This is a genomic window from Amycolatopsis sp. YIM 10 (assembly GCF_009429145.1).
Taxonomy (GTDB): domain Bacteria; phylum Actinomycetota; class Actinomycetes; order Mycobacteriales; family Pseudonocardiaceae; genus Amycolatopsis.
This window is the reverse complement of sequence record NZ_CP045480.1, coordinates 8,497,607-8,519,214: the sequence shown is the minus strand read 5'-3', so window position 1 is coordinate 8,519,214 and position 21,608 is coordinate 8,497,607. Positions and strand designations below refer to the sequence as shown.

Below are 21,608 nucleotides of genomic sequence, written 5' to 3'. Positions count from 1 at the left end.
CCTTCGGTGTCAAGTCCGCGTAAAAGGATTTCATGACCCTTCGCCGAGCACGTGCCGCAGCCGTGTCCACCACCGTTCTCGCCGCCGTGCTCGCCATCGCCACGCCGGCGCAGGCGGGGCCGGGCGAGCAGCCGAACCCGCCGAGCTGGGGCCTGGACCGGATCGACCAGCGGACCGGGTTCGACCAGCTGTACCGGTACGAAACGCGCGCCGAGACGGTGACCGCGTACGTGATCGACACCGGCGTGAGCCCGATCCAGGACCTCGCCGGGCAGGTGCTGGCGGGCAAGGACTTCATCGACGGCGACACCAACCCGGCCGACGGCAACGGCCACGGCACGCACCTGGCCGCGATCATCGGCGGCGAGAAGTACGGCGTGGCCAAGGACGTGAAGATCGTTCCGGTGCGGGTGCTGGACAACAACGGCAGCGGCACGGTGTCGAACGTGGTGGCCGGGATCGACTGGGTGCGGCAGAACGCGGTGCAGCCCGCGGTGGCGGTGCTCGGCGTGGGTGGCGCGCCGAACACCACGATCGACAACGCGGTGCGCGGCCTGGCCGCGGTGGTGCCGGTGGCCGTGCCGGCCGGTGGGTCGGCCAGCGACGCGGGCAACTTCTCACCCGCGCGGGTGCCCGAAGTGCTCACCGTGGCCTCGTCGGACCAGCAGGACCGGGCAGCCGGATCGTCGAACCACGGCGCGTCGGTGGACCTGTACGCACCCGGTGTATCGATTCCGTCGCCCACGGCTGACGGTGGCGTACGGGTGCTTTCGGGCACGTCCACGGCTGCCGCGCACGTGACCGGCGCGGCCGCGCTCTACCGGGCCCTGCACCCCGGCGCGACAGCTCCGCAGGCGGCTCAGGCAGTGGTCGACGCGGCCACGAAGGACAAGCTGACCGGGGTCCCGGCGGGGACGCCGAATCGCCTGCTCTACACACTCACGCCCGGATAACCCGCGCAACCCGAACGGTGAATGATGTCCATCACCTGGACTTCAACTCCCGGTCTGCGGGACTAACACGGTAACGTGCCTGGACCGACCTACCGATCCGTAAACAGGAAGGACCGGGGCATGTTCCGCAAGGTGCTCGTCGCCAACCGCGGTGAGATCGCGATCCGGGCGTTCCGGGCCGGCTACGAACTCGGCGCCGGTACCGTCGCCGTCTTCCCGCACGAGGACCGCAACTCGCTGCACCGGCTCAAGGCCGACGAAGCGCATGAGATCGGCGAGCCGGGGCACCCCGTGCGCGCCTACCTCTCCGTCGAGGAGATCGTGCGCGCCGCGAAGAAGGCCGGCGCCGACGCGGTCTACCCCGGGTACGGCTTCCTGTCGGAGAACCCGGATCTGGCGCGGGCCTGTGAGGAAGCGGGCATCACCTTCGTCGGGCCGAGCGCGGACATCCTCGAGCTGACCGGCAACAAGGCACGCGCGGTGGCCGCCGCGCGCGAGGCCGGGGTGCCCGTGCTCGGTTCCTCCGAGCCGTCCTCGGACATCGACGCCCTGGTGGCGGCCGCCGAGGAGCTGGGCTTCCCGGTGTTCGTCAAGGCCGTCGCCGGTGGTGGCGGCCGCGGCATGCGCCGCGTCGAGGACCCGGCCACGCTCCGCGAGTCGATCGAGGCGGCGGCCAGGGAGGCCGAGTCGGCCTTCGGCGACCCGACCGTGTTCCTGGAGAAGGCGGTCGTCGAGCCGCGGCACATCGAGGTGCAGATCCTCGCCGACGGCGAGGGCAACGTGGTGCACCTCTACGAGCGCGACTGCTCGGTGCAGCGGCGGCACCAGAAGGTGGTCGAGCTGGCCCCGGCGCCGAACCTGCCGTCCGAACTGCGGGACCGGATCTGCGCGGACGCGGTCAACTTCGCCAAGAAGATCGGCTACCGCAACGCCGGCACCGTCGAGTTCCTGCTCGACCGCGAAGGCAAGCACGTGTTCATCGAGATGAACCCGCGCATCCAGGTCGAGCACACGGTCACCGAGGAGGTCACCGACGTCGACCTGGTGCAGTCGCAGCTGCGCATCGCGGCCGGGGAGACGCTGGCCGACCTAGGCCTGTCCCAGGACAAGATCTACCTGCGCGGGGCCGCGCTCCAGTGCCGGATCACCACCGAGGATCCGGCCAACGGCTTCCGCCCGGACACCGGCATGATCAGCGCCTACCGCTCTCCCGGCGGCTCGGGCATCCGGCTCGACGGCGGCACCGCCTTCGCCGGGACCGAGATCAGCGCGCACTTCGACTCGCTGCTGGTGAAGCTGAGCTGCCGCGGGCGCGACTTCAAGACCGCGGTCGGCCGCGCCCGCCGCGCGGTGGCCGAGTTCCGCATCCGCGGGGTGGCCACGAACATCCCGTTCCTGCAGGCGGTGCTCGACGACGAGGACTTCCGGCAGGGCCGCGTCACCACCTCGTTCATCGACGAGCGCCCGCACCTGCTGACCGCGCGGCACTCCGCCGACCGCGGTACCCGGCTGCTCACCTACCTGGCCGATGTCACGGTGAACAAGCCGAACGGCGAGCGGCCGCGGTCGATCAACCCGTCGCAGAAGCTGCCCGCGCTGCCCGAACACGACCCGGCGCCCGGGTCGAAGCAGAAGCTGGTCGAGCTGGGCCCGGCCGGGTTCGCCCGCTGGCTGCGGGAGTCGCCGAACATCGGCGTCACCGACACCACCTTCCGCGACGCGCACCAGTCGCTGCTGGCCACCCGCGTGCGGTCGAAGGACCTGCTGGCGGTGGCCCCGGTGGTCGCGCGCACCCTGCCCGAACTGCTTTCGCTGGAGTGCTGGGGCGGCGCCACCTACGACGTCGCGCTGCGGTTCCTCGCCGAGGACCCGTGGGAGCGGCTGGCCGCGTTGCGCGAGGCGGTACCGAACATCTGCCTCCAGATGCTGCTGCGCGGGCGGAACACGGTCGGTTACACGCCCTACCCGACCGAGGTGACCAACGCGTTCGTGCAGGAGGCCTCGGCCACCGGCATCGACATCTTCCGCATCTTCGACGCGCTCAACGACGTCGAGCAGATGCGGCCCGCGATCGAGGCGGTGCGCGAAACCCCGTCCGTGGCGGAGGTCGCGCTCTGCTACACCTCGGACCTCTCCGACCCGTCGGAGAAGCTGTACACATTGGACTACTACCTCAAGCTGGCGGAGCAGATCGTCGGCGCGGGCGCGCACATCCTGGCCATCAAGGACATGGCCGGGCTGCTGCGGGCACCGGCCGCGGCCAAGCTGGTCACCGCGCTGCGCAAGGAATTCGACCTGCCGGTGCACATCCACACGCACGACACCCCCGGCGGTCAGCTGGCCACCTACCTGGCCGCGATCAACGCGGGGGCGGACGCGGTGGACGGCGCGGTGGCGTCGATGGCGGGCACCACGTCGCAGCCGTCGCTGTCCGCGCTGGTCGCCGCGACCGACTACTCGGCGCGTCCGACCGGCCTCGACCTGGGGGCGATCGGGGACCTGGAGCCGTACTGGGAGGCCGTGCGCAAGGTCTACGCGCCGTTCGAGGCCGGGCTCGCCTCGCCGACCGGCCGGGTCTACCACCACGAGATCCCCGGTGGCCAGCTGTCCAACCTGCGCACCCAGGCGGTCGCGCTGGGCCTCGGCGACCGCTTCGAGGACATCGAGGTGATGTACGCCGCGGCCGACAAGATCCTCGGTCACCTGGTCAAGGTCACCCCGTCCTCGAAGGTGGTCGGTGACCTGGCGCTGCACCTGGTCGGCGCCGGGGTCTCGCCGGCCGACTTCGAGGCGGACCCGAGCAAGTTCGACATCCCGGACTCGGTGATCGGCTTCCTGCGCGGTGAGCTGGGCGACCCGCCCGGCGGCTGGCCGGAACCGTTCCGCACCAAGGCGCTGGAGGGCCGCGCCGAGGCCAAGCCGGTGGCCGAACTGTCCGAAGAGGACCGCGAGCAGCTGGCGAAGGAACCGCGCCGCACGCTCAACCGGCTGCTGTTCCCCGGGCCCACCAAGGAGTTCGAGAACCACCGCGCGGCCTACGGCGACACCAGCGTGCTGCCGAGCAAGGACTTCTTCTACGGCCTGCGGCCGGGCGAGGAGTACCAGGTCGACCTGGAGCCGGGCGTGCGGCTGCTGATCGAGCTGGAGGCCATCGGCGAGGCCGACGAGCGCGGCATGCGCACGGTGATGTCCAGCCTGAACGGGCAGATCCGGCCGATCCAGGTCCGCGACACGTCGATCGCCTCGGACATCCCTGCCACCGAGAAGGCCGACAAGGGCAATCCGAAGCACGTCGCCGCGCCGTTCGCCGGGGTGGTCACGCTGTCGGTGAGCGAGGGCGACGAGGTGGCCGCCGGCGCGACCGTGGCGACCATCGAGGCGATGAAGATGGAGGCCGCGATCACCGCGCCCAGCGGTGGCAAGGTCGGCAGGCTGGCGATCACCTCGGTGCAGCAGGTGGAAGGCGGCGACCTGCTCGTCGTGCTGGACTGACCGGACCCGCCAGGTGACGACCACGGCGCGCCCGCTGGGCTCCTGGCTGCTCGGCTCGGCCGACCAGCGGGACACCGTCCTGCGGGTGCGCCTGAACCTGCTGCTGATCACCTCCATCGTGCTGGCGAACGTGATCGGCGCGGTGGTGGTGATCGCGCTGGTGGTACTGGTCATTCCGGGCCCCAGCGTGTTCTCCCCGGACCTGGTGTTCTGGCAGGCCGTGGTGCTGCCGGTGTACGTCGGACTGTCCCTGCTGGTCGGGGTGGTCTGGGGGCGCAGGCGCGCGGTGCGGACGCTGAGCTGGGTGTTCGAGGGCCGCACACCCAGTCAGCGTGAGCGGCGCGCGGCCCTGAGCGTGCCGATCCGGCTGGCCCGCGTGCAGGCGGTCTTCTGGATCGGTGCGCTGCTGCTGTTCACCACGGTGACCGCGATCGAACTGCCCGGCGCGGCGTTCAAGGTCGGCTTCACGGTGGCCTTCGGCGGCATCGTGGTCTGCGCGAACTCCTATCTGCTCAGCGAGTTCTCGTTGCGCCCGGTGGCCGCGCGGGTGCTCTCCACCGGGCCGCCGATGCGCCGCCGGGTGACCGCCGGGATCACCGTGCGGATGCTGCTGGCGTGGCTGCTCGGGACCGGGCTGCCGGTGCTCGGGCTGATGCTGGTGGCGGTGTTCGCGCTGATCCGCGAGGACGTCACGAGTACCCAGCTGTCGGTGGCGATCCTGGTGCTCGGCGCGGTGATCGGGGTGTTCGGCTTCCTGCTGGTCACGCTGACCGCGCGGGCCACCGCGGCGCCGGTGCGGACGGTGCGCGCCGCGCTGGCCAGGGTGGAGAAGGGGCAGCTGGACACCGAGGTCACCGTGTTCGACGGCACCGAGCTGGGGCAGTTGCAGTCCGGGTTCAACCGGATGGTCGGCGGTCTGCGTGAACGCGAGCGCATCCGGGACCTGTTCGGCAGGCACGTCGGCCACGAGGTCGCCGCCGAGGCACTGGAGCGTCAGGCCGGGCTGGGTGGCGAGGTGCGCGAGGTGGCGGTGCTCTTCGTCGACGTCATCGGCTCGACCACGCTCGCCGCCACCCGGCCGCCCGGTGAGGTGGTCGACCTGCTCAACCGGTTCTTCGCGGTGGTCGTCTCGGCGGTCCACGCGCACGACGGTTTCGTGAACAAGTTCGAGGGTGACGCGGCACTGGCCGTTTTCGGCGCGCCGGCGGACCAGCCGGACTCGCCGGGGCAGGCACTGGCCGCCGCGCGGGAGATGGCCGGTCGCCTGACTGCAGAGGTGCCCGAGTGCCAGGCGGGCATCGGGGTCGCGGCCGGGCAGGCGGTGGCGGGCAACATCGGGCACGAGAGCCGGTTCGAGTACACGGTGATCGGCGACCCGGTGAACGAGGCGGCGCGCTTGACCGAACTGGCCAAGTCGGTGCCGGGGCGGGTGGTCGCCTCGATGGCCGCGGTGGAGGCCGCGGCGGAGGCGGAAGCCGCCTGCTGGCACCAGATCGACGAGACAGTCCTACGAGGCCGAACCGAGCCGACGAGGATTGCCGCACCCCGCTGAGGTGGTGTGGCCGGACCGCGCCGACCAGGGTTGCCGCGGCCTCGCGGAGGCGGGCTGGTGTGAGTGGAGCAGAAATGCCGCGCCCCACCCAGCTGGTGGCGGTTACCTTGGCGGCGTGCGCATTCACGTTGTTCCCCAGACCCAGGGCGCGCTGACCCCGCGCGCCGACCAGCTCGCGGACGGGGCGCGGGCGCTCGGGGCACTGGCCGCCGAGGTGCTTGGTGTGCTCGCCACGGAGGTTCCCGTCGACCCGCCCGCCGATCCTTCCGACCCGTCCGCCGATTCCGCCAAAGTGGACGGGATCGCCAATCGTGCCGCGCTGGTGCGTAATCGCGCCGGGCAGCTCGCCGCGTTGGAGGCGCCCGAGGCCAAGGTGCTCACCATCGGCGGTGACTGCGCGGTCGAACTGGCGCCGATCGGCGTGGCCCGCTTCCGCCACGGCGCCGGGCTCGGCGTGGCCTACTTCGACGCGCACCCCGATCTCAACACCGCCGAGACCTCCCCGTCGGGTGCCTACCACGGCATGGTCCTGCGCTCGCTGTTCGGCGAGGGCGACCCCGAGTTCGCCGCCTCGCCCGTGCTGGAACCCGGCCGCGCGGTCCTGGTCGGCACCCGCTCGATCGACCCGGCCGAGCAGGAAGCCATCGACCGCGGACTGGCCACCCTCGCCCCGGCCGCCGGCCTCCCCGCGCGCCTGCGCGAGAGCGGCGCCGAGTCCGTCTACCTGCACCTCGATCTCGACGTGCTCGACCCGGCCGAGTTCGACGGGCTCAACTACCCCGAGCCCGACGGCCTGAGCGTGCCCGAACTGGTCGACGCGATCCGTTCGCTCGGCGAGTTCGAGGTGGTCGGCGCGGCGATCACCGAATGCGTCACCGCCGACCGGGACGAACTGCGCAAGCTGGTCCCGGTCCTGGAAGCGATCGGTGAGGTGCTGGTCAGGCCTTCTGCCCCACGCTGAACAGCATGGTGGCGATCTCCGAATCGGGCAGGCACAGCAGCGAACCGAGCGCGCGGTCGTCGAAGGCGGAGATCGCGCAGCAGGCCAGCCCCAGCGCGGTGCCGATGGTGTAGAGGTTCTGCACCGCCACCCCGGCGTCCACGTGCAGCGTGCGGTAGTGCCGCAGCGGGTACTGGGTGAAGGCCACGTCCAGCCGCGCGGTCAGCGCGATGCTCACCGGCGCGTTGGAGGCGAACTCCGGCTGGAGGAAGACCTCGGTCAGCCGCTCGGTCGGGTCGCCGGCGCCGATCTCGATCAGCTGGTGCGAGACCGACTCGTAGCGGTAGATGCCGGGGGGCACCCCGTCGGCCTGGCGGACCAGCAGGTAGGCCCGCAGGCAGAGCAGGCCACCGGCGCTGGGCGCCATGCCGAGCGGGTGCTTGTCCACTCCCTGTGCCTGCACGAACCGCTGCACACCGAGCGCGAAGCGCAGCAGCGCGCTGAGCGCGGCCATGTCGAGCGGCCGGTCGGCGAACTTGGCCGCGGACCGGCGTTGCACCAGCGTGCCGACCAGGTCCGCCCGGGGCGGCTCGAGGTCGGGCAACGGGATCCGGTGCCCGTTCGGCTGCACGGGCCGGTCACGGGTGTCCTCGGACTGCCCGTTCAGCATCGCGTGCACGGCCTTCGCCGAGGAGAGCGCGTCCGCCATTCGCCCAACATAGTCGATTGCACCCGTTCGGCCGTACGCCAGACGATCTTTGGCCCAAGTTTCACGGACCGTGGTGTCACTTCGGTGGCCGCGTGGTGTGAAAGCCGCCCGCGGGGCCGCTGACCTGCCGGTAATTGTCAGTCGGCGACAGCGGGTCGCGGTGATTTTGTCACCCGGATGACAAGAAATCGGTTTCTTCTGCGGGAGGTGACACGTTTGGGGTTACTTTTCCGATGTGCTCGACGTCACCCCGCAGTGCGTCGACGCCCCGGCGGGGGCGCGCGGTGGGGAACGAGCGGAGCAAAGGAGCTGCGATGACGGTCGAGCGCGGGCTGAACTCGGTGGAAACCCGCCCGGTACTTCCCCGGCGGCTGGCCGAGATCCTGCGCCCGGAACTACCGACGCTCGGCGGGCAGATCGTCGAAGAGATACGCACTGTCATTCCCGAGTACGGCCGTCCGCTCGACGGCCCGTACGGCCGTTCCATCCGCGCCGGGGTGGACTGCGCGATGTCGCTGTTCGTCGACCAGATCGCCGATCCCGGTTCGATCAAGGAGGAACTGCTCGACGTCCACCGCAAGCTCGGCCAGCTCGAGATGCGCGAGGGCCGCAGCCTGGACACGCTGCAGGCCGCCTACCGGGTCGGGGCCAGGGTCGCCTGGCGCCGGATCATGCTCGTCGGGCGGCGCGCGGGGCTGTCGTCGGCGGTGATGTCGGAGCTGGCCGACGCGATGTTCGCGTTCATGGACGAGCTGGCCTCGATCGCGCTGGACGGGTACCTGGAGGCCAAGGCCTGCTCGGCGGGCGCGCTGGAGACCTGGCGACGGCGGCTCCTGCAGCTGATCCTGGAACGCCCGCAGCCGCCACGCGAGGCCATCGCCGAACTGGCCCAGCTCACCGGCTGGATGCTGCCCGCGAAGTTGTTCGCGGTGGCCGTGCGCACGCCCGGCGGGGTGTCGAGACGGATGCCGTCGCTGGACGAGGACGTGCTCGCCGAACTGGACGCGCCCGAGCCGCTGCTGCTGGTGCCCGGCGAGCCGGTCGACGCCCGGCTTTCGGCGATCCAGAACGCCCTGCCCGGCTACCGGCTCTCGGCCGGCCCGGCGGTCCCGCTCGAAGCGGCCGCGGACTCGCTGCGCTGGGCCCGTCGCGCGCTGGCGCTGACCGGTGAGGGCCTGCTCCCGGCGCGACGGCTGATCCGGGCCGAGGAACACCTGGCCACCGTGCTGCTGCACTCCGACGAAGGCCTGATCGCGCAACTGCGTGAACGGCACTTCGCGCCGCTGCGGGGCATGACCGACAAACAGCGCGGCAGGCTCACCGAGACGTTGCGGGCCTGGCTCGACGCGCAGGGCAACGTGCTGGAGATCGCCGAGCGGCTCAAGGTGCACCCGCAGACCGTGCGGTACCGGATGCGCCAGCTGCAGGCCACCTTCGGCGCCAGCCTGGACGACCCGGACGCCCGCTTCGAAATGGAACTCATCCTCCGCAGCGAGCCGAGGCCGGGCCTGCCCCGGGACACCCGCGAGACCGGCGACGGCCCGAACGGCTCGTGGGCGCGTTATCGCCTGGCCGAGGTGATGCCCGTCCCGCGCACCGCGCAGAACGCCCCGGCCACGCCGCCGCCGGGCACGCCCCGCACCCGCCGCTCACCGGCCTGAGCCCGCAGGCCTAGGTCGCGCGGATCCCGTCGAAGACGTCGTTCACCAGGGTGAGCAGGGTCTTCGTGAGCAGCGTGTGCACCTGCTCGCGGGTCAGCGCGCCGCGCACCAGCCACTCCCGCCCCGCCGCCTTGACCATGCCGCCGTACGCCCGCACCAGTGCGTTCAGCTCGCTGTGGTGTGGATCGTCGGCGGTGATGTCGACCGCTTCGAGCACCCTGTCCGCGGATTCGCGGTCCGCCTCCTCGAGGATCTGCTCGACCGCCAGGTCCCGCCCGATGCCCTCGGGCGCGATCGCGGCCAGCCACAGGTTCTCCTGCCGCCCGACCATGTCGAGGAACCACGACACCGCCGCGTCGACGCGCTGCTCCAGCGTGCCTTCCGGCAGGATCTCCACGGCGAAGTGCGGCACCGTCAGCGCCCGCCGGATCACCGCCAGGTACAGCTCCCGCTTGGTGCCGAAATAGTGGTTGATCAAGCCCCTGGCCACGCCCGCCTCGGCTGCGATGTCCGAAGTGGACACTTCGGCGTACGGTCGCTGGCCGAACAGCTCCGCCGCGCAGTCGAAGATCTGTTCCTTCCTGGCGTCCGGTTCCAGTCTTCGCCACTTCGGTGCGGGCTCGGTGCTCATGTCCGGCATTTTCGCACGAACCGCCCGCGCTTACCCGCGGCACAACCCTGCTACCGCCCGGTAACGCCCACCATTTCAGTCCGGCAGCACCACCGGCGCGATTTCGTCGAAGAGGTCACCGGGGCCGGGGTTGTCCGGATCGGTGTGCCCGCCGAAGTGGTGCAGCACGCCCCACACGGCGTTCAACGCGGTCTGCACCGCGCCCTCGGCCCAGCCCGCCGTCCACGACACGTCGTCGCCGGCCAGGAACAACCCCCGGTAGCGCTCCGGCAGCCGGTCCTGCATGAAATGGGTGAACAGCCGTTCCTGATAGCGGTAGTGGCCGGGCAGGTTCGCCTTGAACGCGCCCATGAAATGCGGTTCGGCCTCCCACGACACGGTCACCGGATCGCCGATGATGTGCCGCCGCACGTCCACGCCCGGGTAGATTTCCCGCAGCGATTGCAGCATCACCTCCACCCGTTCGGTGGCCGAGAGCGGCAGCCACTTCAGCGAATCGTCGGCCCAGGTGTAGGAAAGGCAGATCACCGCTGGCGAATCCGGCCCGGAGTCGAGCAGGTAGGTGCCGCGGGTCATCCGGTCGGTGAGCGTCATGCTCATCGTGTCGCGCCCGGTGACCGGATCGGGGTCGCGCCAGAACGGCCGGTCCACCGGCACGAAGACCTTCGAGGACTCCATGTAGTGCGTGCGCTCGATCGCGGTCCAGTGGTCGATCGGGAACAGCGACTCGTCGCAGGAGATCTTCGCCAGCAGCATCCAGCTCTGCGCGGTGAACACCGCCGCCGGGAACGTGCGGATGCTCCCGCGCGTGTCGGTCACGGTGATGTTGTTGGGCGCCGTCCGGTGCAGCCGCGCGACGCCGGGCCGTGGGGCGCCGCCGTGCAGTGAGCGCAGGCTGGTCCCGGCGGGCCAGTGCGCCATCCGCGCCGGGACGCGGTCCCACAACCGCAGCGGCAGTTGCTGGCTGCCGCCGACGATGCTCCGGTGCTCGTCGTCGGCACCGGTGTAGACCACTCGGAGGATTTCCAGGATGGAGTTCGGGAAGTCGGTGTCCCAGCCGCCGGTGCCGAACCCGACCTGCCCGAAGATCTCCCGGTGGCGGAAGGAGGCGAAGGCGGGGGAGTCGCAGAGGAAGCCGTAGAACGTCTGGTTGTCCAGTTTCGGCACCAGCTCGTTCCAGATGTCCTTGATGCGCTTGACATCGCGGCGCCGGATCGCGTCCTGCATCTCGCCGAACGCGGCGTGGTGGTCGAGCGTGGCGTGCCAGGCGGCGGAAACCTCACCGAAGACGTCCGGCAGGTCGGCGGGTGAGGTGGCGTAGTGCGTCCGCCCCTTGAGGTCCACCACCGTGCTCGGCGTGCCCGGCGCCAGCGGGTTCGGGAATTCCCTGGTGCTCAGGCCGACCTTGTCGATGTAGTGGAACAGGGAGGTCGACGACGGCGGGAACCGCATCGCGCCCATCTCGGCGACCACATCGGACGGACAGCCGTCGAACCCGACCGTGCGCAGCCGCCCGCCGAGCTGGTCGGCTTCGTAGACCACCGGGCGCAGGCCCAGCTTCATCAGCTCGTAGGCGGTGACCAGCCCGGACAGCCCACCGCCGATCACCGCCACCTCGCGGCCGTGGTGCTCGGGCGGCACCGAACCGAGTCCGGCGGGGTGGGCCAGGTAGTCGTCGTAGGCGAAGGGGAAGTCCGGCCCGAACATCGTGATCGGCCCGCCCGGGGGTTCCGGGGTGTGGATCGCGGTGGGCACGGCGGAGGTCATGCTTCTGGCTCCCTTTCGGACAACTCGAGCTTTTTGTACAGTTCCGGTCGCCGGTCGGCCAAGTGCGTGTTCTCCCGGCGGGACGCGGTCAGCCGCGCCGGGTCGACCGTGGCCCGCAGCAGTTCCTCGCCGGATCCGGCGCGCGCGAGTTCGGTGCCGTCCGGCGCCATCACCACGCTGCGGCCGCAGTAGTCCAGTTCGCCTTCGACGTCGCATCGGTTGGCGTAGGCCAGGAACACCTGGCTCTCGTAGGCGCGGGCGGGTACCACCACGTCGGCGACGATCTCGAAGGGGCGCATCAACGCGGTCGGCACCACGAGCAGTTCGGTCCCGGCCAGCGCGTGCGCCCGCACCATTTCGGGGAATTCGACGTCGTAGCAGATGAGCAGGCCGACGGTCAGTTCACCGAGCCTGGCCTGCACCACCGCCCGGTCGCCGGGGGAGAAGTGCGCTTTGTCGAGATCGCCGAACAGGTGCGTTTTCCGGTAGTTGGCCAGCGTCCGGCCGTTCGCGTCGATCAGCTGGACGCTGTTGTGGACGGTCCCGAGGTCGCGTTCCGGGTAGCCGTAGGCGATCGCGATCCGGTGCTCGCGGCAGAGGGCCGCGACCCGGTGGGCGGTGGGGCCGTCGGCCTGCTCGGCGAGATCCTCGGCGGCCTCACCGATGTTGTACCCGGTGGTCGCCATTTCCGGGCAGATCAACAGATCGGCGCCATTCGCGCGTGCCGCCGCGTCGGCCAGCGCGGACAGGAAGTCCGCGCCCCCGGCCGGTCCCTGGAACACCGCGACGATCATGAGCTCGCCAGTTTCGAGCGGCGGATGCCGTAGGCGAAGTACAGCACCAGGCCGAACAGCATCCAGCCGGCGAAGGTGAGCCAGGTGGCGACGTCGAGGCTGAACATCATGTACGCGCAGCAGAGCACGCCCAGCAGCGGCGTGACCGGGGAGAGCGGAACGCGGAAGGTGCGTGGCATCTCCGGGCGACTGCGGCGCAGCACCAGCACGGCCACGTTGACCAGGCCGAACGCGAAGAGCGTGCCGATGCTGGTCGCGTCGGCCAGGTTGCCGAGCGGGACGAACGCGGCCAGCGCGGCGACAAAACCGGACACCACCAGCGTGTTGATCCGCGGGCTGCCGGTTTTGGCGTCCACCTTGGACAGTGCTCGCGGGACGAGCCCGTCGCGCGACATGGCGAACAGGATGCGCGTCTGTCCATACAGGACCGTGAGCACCACGCTGGAGATGGCCACCAGCGCGCCGGCGGCCAGCAGCGCGGCCCAGAGCTTGTTGCCCAGCACGGTGGTCACCACGTGGGACAGCGCGGCCTCGGAGCCTTCGAACCCGGTCCAGTTCAGCGCGCCGACCGCGGCGAGCGCGACCAGGCAGTAGAGCAGGGTGACGATGCCGAGGGAGAGCAGGATGGCGCGCGGCAGGTCCCGCTGCGGGTTCTTCGCCTCCTCGCCCGCGGTCGACGCGGCGTCGAAACCGATGTAGGAGAAGAACAACTTCGCCGCGCCCGCGCTCATCCCGGCCAGGCCGAGCGGCAGGAACGGGCTGAAGTTCCCGGCTTCCACCGCGCTGAAGGCGATGAAGCAGAACAGCACCAGGGTGGCCACCTTGACCACGACCATCACCGCGTTCGCCCGCGCGCTCTCCTTCGCCCCGGCCAGCAGCAGCACCATCGCCAGCAGCACGATCACGATCGCGGGCAGGTTGACCACACCGCCGTCGCCGGGCGGGCTGCTCAGCGCGGCGGGAATCGTCACGCCGAGGGTGAGGTCGAGCAGTTCGTTGATGTACTGCCCCCAGCCGACGGCGACCGACGCCACCGAGACGCCGTATTCCAGCACCAGGCACCAGCCGCAGACCCAGGCGACCAGCTCGCCGAGGGTGGCGTAGGCGTAGGTGTAGGACGAACCGGACAGCGGGATCATTCCGGCCAGCTCGGCGTAGGACAGCGCGGAGAACAACGCGGTGATCCCGGCCAGCACGAACGACAGCACCACGGCCGGGCCCGCCACCGGCACGGCCTCGCCGAGGATGACGAAGATCCCGCTGCCCAGTGTCGCGCCGATGCTGAGCATGGTGAGCTGGCTCAGCCCGAGGGTGCGCCGGAGCGTGCCGCCCTCGCCGTGGCCGCCCTCGGCGAGCAGGACGTCCACGGGTTTGCGGCGCACCAGCGCGGCGCGCAACCCTGTGCTGGAATGATCGGATCGCTGGCTCATCGGCCACACGCTATCGGTCGTTCCTGAGCCTCGAAACAGGCGATCATTGTGTGTTCCCCGTCTCAGTCGACGATTCATTGCACTCAAGCCCACATGTGTGACGCTTCATTGCTCCATAAAACGGTTGATCGACAACGAACCCGGCGGCATGCTCGGGCCGGGACAGCCGCGCCGCCGAACAGGGGAACACCGTGCAGATCCGTGAGTTCGCCGAAGCCGACTGGCCGCAGGTGTGGCCGATCGTGCGGGAAGTCGTGCGGAAGGCGGACACCTACACCTACGACCCGGACATGACCGCCGACGAAGCCCACGACGCCTGGATCGAGCGCCCGCCGGCCCGGACCGTCGTCGCCGTGGAAGACGGCCGGGTGCTCGGGACCGCGAAGATGGGCGCCAACCGCGAAGGGCCCGGCGCGCACGTGGCCACCGCGAGCCTGATGGTCGACGCCGCGGTGCGCGGCAAGGGCGTCGGGACCGAGCTGTGCCGGTACGTGCTGGCCTGGGCGAGGGAGCAGGGCTTCGCCGGGATGCAGTTCAACGCCGTGGCGGAGTCGAACACCTCCGCGGTGGAGATCTACCAGCGGCTCGGGTTCGAGATCGTCGGCACCGTGCCCGGCGCGTTCGCGCACCCGGAACTGGGGCGCGTCGGCCTGCACATCATGTACTGCGACTTCGGTGATTCGGGCGATTCCGGCGAGGTCACCGCCAGGCCGCACCCCAGTGCCGCACCGGCGGATCTCCCAGCAGACCCGCCGCGGTGAGAATGCGGACGGCCTCCGGACCGACCCTGGCCACCTGCGAACCGCTCGACCGGACCTGCGCCATCGTGTCGTAGCGCCGCGGTGCCGGTCCCGCGTGGTGCGACCACCAGGCGACGGTGGCACAGGTGGCTTCACACAACGCGCGGCGCGCGATCGGGCCACCGGGGCGGGGCGGTGTGTACGTCGCCGTCATCAGCAGGCCGTCCACCAGTGCCGATGCCTTGCTCAGCGTGGGCTCGATGCCCTCGGGCGGCGCGGGCAGCGCGCGCGAGTGCGCGTAGTCCTCGGGGGTGGCGTGCGCGGTGGTCATCTGTCCCCTTCCCGACGTGTGCGTCGGAAGTGGGACGCGCCCGCCACGAAAGCGTGACGGCATCAGCCTTGTGGCGCTGGCCACCCCTAGCGAGTGTTTGCGTGGCGGCGCGGGTAACCGATTCATCACGGTGAAGCTGTCCTCACGAGAAGACACCTGAGAACCCGCGCCGGTGCAAGCTGGCGGCCCGCAGCAAGCGGCTCCGCCGCTTGTAAACACTGCTTAGCGGTACACGGTGTCCAGCCAGGCTTGTAGTGCCTTGCCGCTGCTTTCGGCGTTCGCGTCGCGGGAGAACAGGTGCAGGCTCACCCCGACCGGGCCGCCCCAGGTGTTGCGGCCGAAGACGCGGTACAGCGCGTCGTCGGTGCGCAGCCCGAGGAACCACTCGTTGAGGTGGTCGACCACGGCGGTCCGCGGTTCGCCCGCCAATCCCACTTCCAGCTTGTCCCCGGTTTCGCGAACACCCAGCGCCTTCAGCAACCGGGTGAACCCGTCCGGGGCCATCGAAGCCTCCGGCGCGTCGGCGGCGACGTAGGTGGCCGCGCGACCGGGGAAGTGGGTGACGTACTGCCCGAGCGTGTGCAGGTAGAAGTCGGTGTGCTTGCTGGCGCCGTCGTATTCGGTGTCCCAGTCCGCGTCGGCGAGCATGCCGCTGTGCACGAACCGCAGCACCGTGCTGCCCGCGCGGCCTTCGATCACCCATTCCAGCGCGTTGAACGAGCCGTCCGGTTGCTCTGCGCGCAGGGCGTACCGCCGCGGCGGGGACCAGTCGAGCACCTGGTGGTCGTCGAGCAGCCGGTAGCCTTCCGCGCTCTCGTCGGACTCGGTCGGGAACATCCAGCCAGGCGTGCCCGCGGTGATCGCCGCCCACACCTGCTCTGGCGTAGCCGGGAGTGCGACCTGGCGATTGATCTCGAACTCGCGGGGCATTCGGCCACCGTCCCACCGAAAGAAAAACTTGTCAACACGCTCCGGTCGATCCCGGCGGCCCCGGTTCGACGCCTTCCCGAAAGCGCCAGAACGCCGGACACGGAGGTCGACACCATGCGGTTCATGATCCTGATGAAGTCGGACGAACGGACCGAAGCCGGGGAGGCCGTCGGTGAAGCCGACCTGGCCGCGATGTACAGCTACAACGAGGCACTGGTGAAGGCGGGCGTGCTGCTCGGCGGCGAGGGGCTGCACTCCAGTTCGCGCGGCACCAGGGTCACGCTCACCGCGGACGAAACGGTGGTGGAGCACGGGCCGTTCCCGCAGCCGCGTGAGCTGGTCGCGGGTTTCTGGTTGATCCAGGTCAAATCGCGCGAAGAGGCGATCGCCTGGGCGCGCCGGTGTCCGGCACCCGGCGACGGCCGGACCGTGCTGGAACTGCGGCAGGTGGTCGAGGCCGAGGACTTCGGCGAGGCGCTCACCCCGGAACTGCGCGAGGCGAACGAGCGGTTGCGGGAAATGACCCTGTCCTGAACGACAGTGGCTCCCCCGGGCGGGGAGAGCCACTGTCCCTTGTGGAGCTACCGGGTGGTCAGGGTGTAGACCGTGCTCCCGGTCGCGCCGTCCGCACTGGTGGCGGTGACGGTGATCGGGTACGTCCCGGCCGGGGCGTTGAGCACGAAGAAGGTCAGCGTGGAGCTGCCGCCGCTCGCGATCGTGGCCGGGTTGAAGAAGGCGAACACACCCGGCGGGGTCCCGGCCGAGAAGGTCAGGTTCCCGCTCCCGCCCGAAGCCTTGATCGTGGTGCTCACCTGGGTGCCGAAGCCACCGGTGCCAGAGGACGGTGAAGCCGAGACGCTGATGTCACCGGCCGGAGCGCCGACCACGAGCGTGACGCCGGCGGTCCGGGTCACCGAAGCGGCCTTGCCGGTGACCGTGATCCGGTAGGTACCGTCCGGTGTGGACGTTCCGGTGGCGATGGTCAGCTCGGCACCTTCCCCGGCGGTCACCGAAGTGGGCGCGAACGTGGCCGTGGCGCCGGACGGCAGCCCGGTGGCCGACAGCGCGACCGATTCGGCCGTGCCCTTCACCAGCTGGGTGCCGACGTCCACCGAACCGGAACCGCCCGGCTCCTCGACGGTGACCGATCCCGGGCTGACCGAGAGCGAGAAGTCGTTCGCGGGCTGCTGGCCACCACCGATGAAACCGGTGTAGAGCAAGCGGTTCGGCGAGCCGGAGCCGGCGTTCTTCACCACCCCCTCGGTCGCGTTCGAGGTAAGTGCCGAGTTGACCTGTTCCGGGGTCGCGGACTTGTTGGCCTGCAAGTACATCGCGGCCGCCCCGGCGCCGTGCGGACTGGCCATCGAAGTGCCCGACATGCCGGTGCCGGCGGTGTCGTTCAGATGGCTCGCCGAGGTGATGTTGCTGCCCGGCGCGAACAGGTCCACGCAGGTGCCGATGTTCGAGAACGACGACCGGTTGTCGCTCGCGTCGGTCGAAGCCACGGTCAGCACCTCGGGGATCTTCGCCGGACCGCGGTCGCACGCGTTGCCGCCGTTGTCGTTGCCCGCCGCGACCACCGTGGCCACCCCGGCCTGGAGCATGCCGCGCATGGCGTCGTCACCGATGCCCGCGGTGTCGAAGGTCATGCTCATGTTGGCGACCGCGGGCTTGGCCGCGTTCTTCGCCACCCACTCGATGCCCTCCAGTGAATCGGAGTCCGGTGCCGAGCCGCCACAGCCGAGCACCTTCACCCCGACCAGCTTGACCTGCTTCGCCACGCCCCAGGTCTTGCCGCCGATGGTGCCGGAGACGTGCGTTCCGTGGCCGTGGCAGTCGTTCGCGTCCGGATCGGTGTCCACGAAGTCGTAGCCGGACTTCGCGCGGCCCTCGAATTCCGTGTGGCTGTACCGGATCCCGCTGTCGAGCACGTAGGCCGTGACGTCGGCGGCGGTGTTGTTGTAGGTGTAGTTCTTGTCCAGCGGCAGGTTTCGCTGGTCGATCCGGTCGACGCCGTAGGTGGCGTTGGGCTGGGTGCCTGCCACGCGAGCGGTGCCGTCCTGGTAGACGGCCTTGACGGCCGGGTCGGCGGCAAGCCGCCTGGCCTGCGCCTCGCTCAGGCCGCGCAGGGCGAAGCCGCGCATCGACACGCTGAAGGTCGACTTGAGGTCGCCACCGTAGCGGCTGGTCAGCGACGTCGCGATGGAGTCCACAGTGGACGTGGAGACGGTGTCCTCGAGTGAGACCACGTAACCACCGGAGACCGGTTCGCTGGCCTGGACCACCGCGCCTTCCGGCGACGAGGCGGCCGAAGTTCCCGGCAGCACGGCCAAGAGTGCTGCCGAGCCGAGGATCCCGAGCAGTGCGCGCATCAGAAGCTCACCCCGAAGGAGTCGATGGAGCCGGTGTCGTGGGCGTAGACGTCCCGCACGAGCGCCGGGGTCGCCATCGAGGTGCCGTGGCCGTTGCAGTCGTGACCGTGCTTCCTGCCCGGCGGCAGCGCGGCTTGATCGATCCGGTCCAGGCCCCAGGCCGGGTGGTCCTGGGGTCTCCCGTCTTTGCGCACGCCGTCTTTCAGGACAACGACCGCCTCGTCGCCCACGGCCCGTGTCCAGGCCCGGTGTTGTGCCCGCATCCACCCACTCCAATCCGCTCTGCCACCCCGGTGGCGGTGGCCGTTGATCAGCGTCAGGCGACTGATCAGCGCGAACAAGCGAGGCGGTGGTCCGTACGGGTACGTAACTAATGCCCGTCGGGCTAAGCTTCCTGAGATCCGGACATCGTGGTCCGGATGATGCTTCCTGGAGTGGTGATGTCGCGGAACGCGGTGCCGGAATCCAGTTCGCCCGTACTGGTCGGCCGGTCGGCTGAGCTGCGCGCGCTGGCCGCCGCGGTGACGCGGCCGCCCGCGGTCGTGCTGCTCGAAGGTGAGGCGGGCATCGGCAAGACGCGCCTGCTCACCGAGTTGCTGCGGCTGCCGGAGGTGGCTGCGCGGCGGCCGCTGGTCGGGTACTGCCAGCCGATGCGCGAGCCGTTCCCGTACGGCGTGGTGCTCGAAGCGCTGCGCGAGGCGGGGGCGCAGCTGGCCACCGCGGAGCTGAGCCCGGTCACCGGCGTGCTGCGGCCGTACCTGCCCGAGCTGGCCGCCTTCCTGCCGGAACCGCCGGAGGCCGCCGATTCGCGGTCCGAGCGGCACCGGATGTTCCGCGCGGTGCGGGAACTGCTGGAGGTGCTCGGACCGGCGGTGCTGGTGGTCGAGGACCTGCACTGGTCCGACGACGGATCGCGCCAGCTGCTGCGCTTTCTCACCGCCGACCTGCCACCCGGGCTGAGCCTGCTGCTGACCTACCGGCGCGAGGAACTGCCCGGCGGCATCACGCTCGGCCGCGCCTTCCGCCCGGCGCCAGGCACGTCGAGCGAGGTCATCGAGCTGACACCGTTCGACGCCGAGGGCGTGCGCCGGCTGACCACGGCGATTCTCGGTGAGAGCGAGGTTTCCCCTGACTTCGCCGCCCTGCTGCACGAGCGGACGGCCGGAATCCCGTTTGTCGTCGAGGAAACGCTGCGCACGCTGCGAGGTGCGGAGGGGGCCGTGTACTCCGACGGCGCCACCGCGAAACGCTTGCTGGACAACGCCGAAGTGCCCGCGCTGCTGCGCGAGGCCATGCTGGAGCGGCTGTCCGGGCTGCCGATCCCGGCGCGGCGGCTCGCGCACGCCGCCGCGGTGCTCGGCATGCCCGCGTCCCGCGAGATGCTCGCCGAGGTTGCCGGGCTGCTGCCCGGCCGTGCCGACGAGGCGCTGACGCGGCTGCTCGACACCCAGGTGCTGCGGGAGAGCGGGCACTGCCGCTACGGCTTCCGGCACACGCTCGCGCAGCAGGCCGTCTACCGCACGCTCGCCGGGCCGGATCGCCAGCTGCTGCACCAGCGCGCGGCCAAGGCGCTGGCCACCGCCGAGCCGCCCCCGCTGGTCCGGCTCGCCGAGCACAGCCGCCGCGGTGGTGACCAGGCGGGCTGGCTGCGTCACGGCGAGGCCGCCGCCGACCGAGCCGCCGAGGTCGGCGACCCGTCCACGGCCACCGGGCTGCTCAAGGAACTGCTCACCGACGGGGTGCTGGCCGACGCCGACGTGGACCGGCTGGCGGTCAAGCTCAGCCGGGTCGCCGTGCTCGGCGTGGCCCAGCAGCACCAGGTGATCGAGGTGCTGGAGGGCCTGCTCACCGACCACCGGCTGGCCGAGGGCAGCCGTGGCCAGGTTCGGCTCAACCTCGGCCTGCTGCTGATCCGCCAGGAGGGCGGGCAGGAGTCGGGCCGCACCGAGATCGAGACCGCCATCCACGAGCTGGGTGAACGCGATCCGCTGGCGCTGCGCGGCATGTCCGCGCTGGCCCAGCCGTTCATCGGCACCACCCCGGTGGCCGAGCACCTGCGCTGGATGTCCAAAGTGGACGGGCTGATCGCGGACGTGACCGATCCGGCGGTGCTGCTCACGCTGATCGCCAGCAACGGCCCGTCCCGGCTGCACATCGGCGATCCCGGCGCCTGGGAGCTGCTGGCCAGGCTGCCCGCGCACACCGAGGCCCGCGCCGAGCAGCAGCAACTGGCCAGGGCGCACTGCAACATCGGCGACGCGTGCGCGTGGACCGGGCACCTGCGCCGGGCGGAAAGCCAGCTGCGCACCGGGATCCGGCTGGCGCACGAATGCGGTGCCTCGTACCTGGTCAGCATCGCCAGCGCCACCCGGATGCACCTGAACTGGCTGACCGGCGACTGGGATTCGGTCAGCGACCGGGCACGGCGGCTGGCCGAGGAGTACCGCGAGCTGAGGCCGGTCGCCGACGAGCTGTCGCTGGTGCTCGGCTCGCTGGCGGTGGCCAAGGGCGAATGGGACCGCGCGGCCAGGTACTTCGCCGACTCCGGGATCGGGCGGGCGGAGAACGCGGTGACCCCGGTGGCACTGGCTGCCCACGGTGGCATGATCCGCACGCTGCTGGCCAAAGAGGACGTGGCGGGCGCCGCCGCGGCCGCCGACGACGGGCTGCGGTTGTTGCGGCGCAAGGGAGTCTGGTCCTGGGCGGGGGAGCTGGTACCACCGGCCGTGATCGCCTACTGCGAGGCGGGCCGCATCGACGCGGCGGACGCGCTGCTCGGCGAGTTCGCCGCCGCCATCGACGGCCTGGACACCCCGATGGCCGACGCGGCACTGGCCGAAGCCCGCGGGGTGGTCGAGGCGCGGCGGGGAGACCAGGCGCGGGCCGTCGAATTCCTCACCGAGGCGCGGGCCGGGTACGCCGCGCTGCCCGCCCCCTACTACGCGGCGCTGGTCGGGGTGCGGCTGCTGGAGCTGTCACCCGCCCCCGACGGGGAACTGGCTGCGCTGGCCGAGGAGTTCACCGCGCTCGGCGCGACCCGGGACGCCGCGCGCTGCCGCCACCTGTTGCGCGTGAGCGGGGTGGTGGCGCCGTCGCGGCGTGGCAGGCGCGGGTACGGCAACGAGCTTTCGCCGCGGGAGCGGGACGTGGCGCGATTGGTGGCGGGTGGTTCGACGAACCGCGAGATCGCCGAAGTGCTGTTCCTGTCCCGGCGGACGGTGGAACAGCACGTGGCGAACGTGCTGCGGAAACTGGATCTCCACTCACGGGCGGACCTGCGGAACTCGGAGTTCGTCGGCTGAAAAA

General features: G+C 70.8%; 17 protein-coding genes. 8 read left to right on the top strand and 9 right to left on the bottom strand.

Features of this window, described 5'->3' with window-relative positions:
* Window positions 1-32 precede the first annotated feature (32 nt).
* From YIM_RS39625 to YIM_RS39610, 4 genes are all read left to right on the top strand, one after another.
* Window positions 33-953: a S8 family peptidase gene (locus YIM_RS39625; protein ID WP_153035241.1), complete on the top strand. Its 921-nt coding sequence runs from the start codon at window positions 33-35 to the stop codon at window positions 951-953.
* 120 nt (window positions 954-1,073) lie between these two features.
* Window positions 1,074-4,445 carry a pyruvate carboxylase gene (locus YIM_RS39620; RefSeq protein WP_153035240.1) on the top strand — a complete coding sequence of 1,124 codons (3,372 nt, stop codon included), beginning with the start codon at window positions 1,074-1,076 and terminating at the stop codon, window positions 4,443-4,445.
* Between the two features lie 13 nt (window positions 4,446-4,458).
* Complete coding sequence (locus YIM_RS39615; RefSeq protein ID WP_153035239.1) at window positions 4,459-5,997, top strand: adenylate/guanylate cyclase domain-containing protein; 1,539 nt, start codon at window positions 4,459-4,461, stop codon at window positions 5,995-5,997.
* 115 nt (window positions 5,998-6,112) lie between these two features.
* Window positions 6,113-6,958: an arginase family protein gene (locus YIM_RS39610; RefSeq protein ID WP_153035238.1), complete on the top strand. Its 846-nt coding sequence runs from the start codon at window positions 6,113-6,115 to the stop codon at window positions 6,956-6,958.
* Here the strand turns inward: YIM_RS39610 and YIM_RS39605 are convergent.
* Complete coding sequence (locus YIM_RS39605) at window positions 6,936-7,646, bottom strand: SagB/ThcOx family dehydrogenase (protein WP_153035237.1); 711 nt, start codon at window positions 7,644-7,646, stop codon at window positions 6,936-6,938. The genes YIM_RS39610 and YIM_RS39605 overlap by 23 nt on opposite strands.
* 314 nt (window positions 7,647-7,960) lie before the next feature.
* On the opposite strand from YIM_RS39605, the gene YIM_RS39600 reads away from it, so the two are divergent.
* Window positions 7,961-9,307, top strand: coding sequence for a CdaR family transcriptional regulator (locus YIM_RS39600; RefSeq protein ID WP_153035236.1), 1,347 nt, complete (start codon window positions 7,961-7,963; stop codon window positions 9,305-9,307).
* A 10-nt stretch (window positions 9,308-9,317) separates the two neighbouring features.
* On the opposite strand, the gene YIM_RS39595 is transcribed toward YIM_RS39600, so the two are convergent.
* The 4 genes from YIM_RS39595 to YIM_RS39580 all read right to left on the bottom strand — a co-directional run bounded on the left by YIM_RS39595 (window position 9,318) and on the right by YIM_RS39580 (window position 13,929).
* A complete protein-coding gene (locus tag YIM_RS39595; RefSeq protein ID WP_153035235.1) occupies window positions 9,318-9,938 on the bottom strand; it encodes a TetR/AcrR family transcriptional regulator in 621 nt (206 codons plus the stop codon).
* Window positions 9,939-10,013: 75 nt separating this feature from the next.
* Window positions 10,014-11,705 (bottom strand): NAD(P)/FAD-dependent oxidoreductase, encoded by a 1,692-nt coding sequence (locus tag YIM_RS39590; protein ID WP_153035234.1) that lies wholly within the window; start codon window positions 11,703-11,705, stop codon window positions 10,014-10,016.
* Entirely contained in the window at window positions 11,702-12,499 is a 798-nt protein-coding gene (locus tag YIM_RS39585) for a carbon-nitrogen hydrolase family protein (protein ID WP_153035233.1), read from the bottom strand. The genes YIM_RS39590 and YIM_RS39585 overlap by 4 nt, the downstream gene beginning before the upstream one ends.
* Window positions 12,496-13,929, bottom strand: coding sequence for an amino acid permease (locus tag YIM_RS39580; RefSeq protein ID WP_153035232.1), 1,434 nt, complete (start codon window positions 13,927-13,929; stop codon window positions 12,496-12,498). Before YIM_RS39580 ends, YIM_RS39585 begins: the two co-directional genes overlap by 4 nt.
* A gap of 191 nt (window positions 13,930-14,120) precedes the next feature.
* Between YIM_RS39580 and YIM_RS39575 the strand changes: the two genes are divergently transcribed.
* Window positions 14,121-14,690: a GNAT family N-acetyltransferase gene (locus YIM_RS39575; RefSeq protein WP_153035231.1), complete on the top strand. Its 570-nt coding sequence runs from the start codon at window positions 14,121-14,123 to the stop codon at window positions 14,688-14,690.
* Here YIM_RS39575 and YIM_RS39570 read toward each other — a convergent pair.
* Entirely contained in the window at window positions 14,629-15,000 is a 372-nt protein-coding gene (locus YIM_RS39570) for a hypothetical protein (RefSeq protein WP_153035230.1), read from the bottom strand. The two genes, YIM_RS39575 and YIM_RS39570, sit on opposite strands and share 62 nt — an antisense overlap.
* Window positions 15,001-15,222: 222 nt before the next feature.
* Window positions 15,223-15,930 carry an SRPBCC domain-containing protein gene (locus YIM_RS39565; protein ID WP_153035229.1) on the bottom strand — a complete coding sequence of 236 codons (708 nt, stop codon included), beginning with the start codon at window positions 15,928-15,930 and terminating at the stop codon, window positions 15,223-15,225.
* 123 nt (window positions 15,931-16,053) lie between these two features.
* Between YIM_RS39565 and YIM_RS39560 the strand changes: the two genes are divergently transcribed.
* Window positions 16,054-16,464 (top strand): YciI family protein, encoded by a 411-nt coding sequence (locus tag YIM_RS39560; protein ID WP_370468914.1) that lies wholly within the window; start codon window positions 16,054-16,056, stop codon window positions 16,462-16,464.
* Between the two features lie 47 nt (window positions 16,465-16,511).
* Here the strand turns inward: YIM_RS39560 and YIM_RS39555 are convergent, their stop codons facing one another.
* Both YIM_RS39555 and YIM_RS39550 read right to left on the bottom strand, forming a co-directional pair.
* Window positions 16,512-18,302 carry a S8 family serine peptidase gene (locus tag YIM_RS39555; RefSeq protein ID WP_153035227.1) on the bottom strand — a complete coding sequence of 597 codons (1,791 nt, stop codon included), beginning with the start codon at window positions 18,300-18,302 and terminating at the stop codon, window positions 16,512-16,514.
* Window positions 18,302-18,565, bottom strand: a complete 264-nt coding sequence (locus tag YIM_RS39550) for a hypothetical protein (RefSeq protein WP_153035226.1) — start codon at window positions 18,563-18,565, stop codon at window positions 18,302-18,304. The genes YIM_RS39555 and YIM_RS39550 overlap by 1 nt, the downstream gene beginning before the upstream one ends.
* A 156-nt stretch (window positions 18,566-18,721) precedes the next feature.
* On the opposite strand from YIM_RS39550, the gene YIM_RS39545 reads away from it, so the two are divergent.
* Window positions 18,722-21,604 carry an AAA family ATPase gene (locus YIM_RS39545; protein WP_228004307.1) on the top strand — a complete coding sequence of 961 codons (2,883 nt, stop codon included), beginning with the start codon at window positions 18,722-18,724 and terminating at the stop codon, window positions 21,602-21,604.
* Window positions 21,605-21,608: the final 4 nt, after the last annotated feature.

Coding starts and splice junctions, on each gene's coding strand:
- YIM_RS39605 (WP_153035237.1), bottom strand. CDS start 7,646: ATGGCGGACGCGCTCTCCTCGGCGAAGGCCGTGCACGCGATGCTGAAC.
- YIM_RS39595 (WP_153035235.1), bottom strand. CDS start 9,938: ATGAGCACCGAGCCCGCACCGAAGTGGCGAAGACTGGAACCGGACGCC.
- YIM_RS39620 (WP_153035240.1), top strand. CDS start 1,074: ATGTTCCGCAAGGTGCTCGTCGCCAACCGCGGTGAGATCGCGATCCGG.
- YIM_RS39550 (WP_153035226.1), bottom strand. CDS start 18,565: ATGCGGGCACAACACCGGGCCTGGACACGGGCCGTGGGCGACGAGGCG.
- YIM_RS39555 (WP_153035227.1), bottom strand. CDS start 18,302: ATGCGCGCACTGCTCGGGATCCTCGGCTCGGCAGCACTCTTGGCCGTG.
- YIM_RS39590 (WP_153035234.1), bottom strand. CDS start 11,705: ATGACCTCCGCCGTGCCCACCGCGATCCACACCCCGGAACCCCCGGGC.
- YIM_RS39560 (WP_370468914.1), top strand. CDS start 16,054: ATGATCCTGATGAAGTCGGACGAACGGACCGAAGCCGGGGAGGCCGTC.
- YIM_RS39600 (WP_153035236.1), top strand. CDS start 7,961: ATGACGGTCGAGCGCGGGCTGAACTCGGTGGAAACCCGCCCGGTACTT.
- YIM_RS39625 (WP_153035241.1), top strand. CDS start 33: ATGACCCTTCGCCGAGCACGTGCCGCAGCCGTGTCCACCACCGTTCTC.
- YIM_RS39570 (WP_153035230.1), bottom strand. CDS start 15,000: ATGACCACCGCGCACGCCACCCCCGAGGACTACGCGCACTCGCGCGCG.
- YIM_RS39585 (WP_153035233.1), bottom strand. CDS start 12,499: ATGATCGTCGCGGTGTTCCAGGGACCGGCCGGGGGCGCGGACTTCCTG.
- YIM_RS39565 (WP_153035229.1), bottom strand. CDS start 15,930: ATGCCCCGCGAGTTCGAGATCAATCGCCAGGTCGCACTCCCGGCTACG.
- YIM_RS39545 (WP_228004307.1), top strand. CDS start 18,722: ATGATGCTTCCTGGAGTGGTGATGTCGCGGAACGCGGTGCCGGAATCC.
- YIM_RS39580 (WP_153035232.1), bottom strand. CDS start 13,929: ATGAGCCAGCGATCCGATCATTCCAGCACAGGGTTGCGCGCCGCGCTG.